Origin of the sequence: Vibrio sp. 10N.239.312.C11 (assembly GCF_041466065.1) — a bacterium.
GTDB classification, from domain to species: Bacteria; Pseudomonadota; Gammaproteobacteria; order Enterobacterales; family Vibrionaceae; genus Vibrio; species Vibrio tasmaniensis_A.
In genome coordinates this window covers 1-1,743 of sequence record NZ_JBFSRZ010000129.1, presented here as the reverse complement: position 1 = coordinate 1,743, position 1,743 = coordinate 1, and the positions used below count along the sequence as shown (strand labels likewise).

The window sequence follows — 1,743 nt, the reverse complement described above, 5'->3', positions numbered from 1 at the left end:
TGTGATTACCGAGGGAGGTTGACGGTCTAAATACCGAAGGATTCTGTCGTTGCTTTATTCATAGTAGTCCACTATTGCAGATTAGTTTCTATTCGATAATTGATTCCTCGGCACGTGCCTCCCGTAACTCTCTTGTATTCAGCTTTTCTTCAAGCCAGATGTTCCTTACTGTTGAGTGACTAATCGAGATGTTAAAACGCTTTCTCATCTCACCACTTATCCTAATAGAGGTTAGGTGAGGCGATTTGAGTGTTAATGAGATGACGATATTTCGAGTCTTTTCATCGATGCGATTATTGTTGTGTGATTGACCATACAGACGTTTCAAAGCAAGTGGGCCATGGGCTTCAAGTAATTGACGGTTGTTGTGAATGCTTTTGACAGAACAACCGCTTTGTCGAGCTGCTTCTCTAACATTCCCTAACTCATTGGCAAGCTCTATAGCCTCGATCTTTTTCTGAACCTCTTCTCCGTATTCTTTCCTAGAGCTAGGCTCAGTAAGCTCTTTAATCGATAACTCTCGGTCGGCAAAATAAGCCGTAAAACCACCATCAAGTTGCTTACGTAGTTCGACTTGTTGACTCACGATAGAGTGCCGTAATGGGGAGGTAATTTGATACATTGCGTTGGCGTAGCTGAAGGTATGATCTCGACGGATTTTTCGATATTCTTTTTGAATACATATCGCGTCAATGTTGAGGTACTTCGGAACGGGTGTATGCTCAGAGCGCATTAATTTGGCGTTGACTGTGAGGGTCGTTGCCCAATACTCAGGGATGAAGGTATTTTGTAGGTAGTTATTTGCACTGATCATATCAGTAACCCCAGCCAGCCTTAACTCAGGGACTAGACGATCTTGGAACGTATCAAAAGCACGTTCGATGCGACCCTTGCCTTGAGGCGAATTGGCAAAAATAATTTCTATACCCAGCTCTTCACAGGCTCGTTGCATCTGGGAGAAGTGGCAACGTTTTGGTCCACCGAAGATGCCCGCTCTATCGACATAAAGAGTCTTAAAAAGCCCTTTTTTCTTGATATAAGTTTTCATTACTTTGAGGCACCCTTCGGTGGTTTCTGAAGGAAAAAACTCCGCATGAACCTCACTGGTTGCATCATCAATCATGGCGATAAGACAGGATTTTTTATCACCGAACCAAAGGTGCGGACTGCCGTCCATTTGCAGCATTAAGCCTTCGGCTTCCATACGCTCACGTCGTCTTCTTACCTTAGAACGTCGATGTTTGGCTCGTTTTACATGATGGATTTCATGTGCCCAGGTACGAAGCGTCTCCCGTTTTACTTTGATGCCTTCAAATACCTCTAACATATCGGCGAGATGAAGCATGTTAAAGTCGTAATACTTGGCCTTTATAAGAGCTTGAACTTGTTGCTTTAAGGTAATGGGGATTTTATTAGCGGGTGCCCTTCCTGTGTTGCCATGAACCACAAATCGGATACCATCAGAGCGATATCGCCTGAGATAACGTTCAATGGTTCTGCGAGACTTATTGAGGAGCTTAGAGGCATTAGTAATTGAGATTTTACCGAGAGCAACTTTTGCGATGATATCCACGGTAAGCTGAGATTGAGTATTCATAACGATCATCCTATACACCCCTGACTAATTCGTAGCACTAGTCAAAGGATTACGTAAAAATAGAGACCGTCAATTTCCCTCGGTAATTAAGCGAATGACAAAGTCGCTTGGTAGTTACGATACGACAGAATCGCTTGGTGATCACA

1 protein-coding gene is annotated in these 1,743 nt (G+C 43.4%); it reads right to left on the bottom strand.

Going from position 1 to position 1,743, the window contains the following annotated elements:
- Positions 1-88: 88 nt before the first annotated feature.
- Positions 89-1,606: an ISNCY family transposase gene (locus AB6D07_RS22915; protein WP_081324582.1), complete on the bottom strand. Its 1,518-nt coding sequence runs from the start codon at positions 1,604-1,606 to the stop codon at positions 89-91.
- Positions 1,607-1,743: the final 137 nt, after the last annotated feature.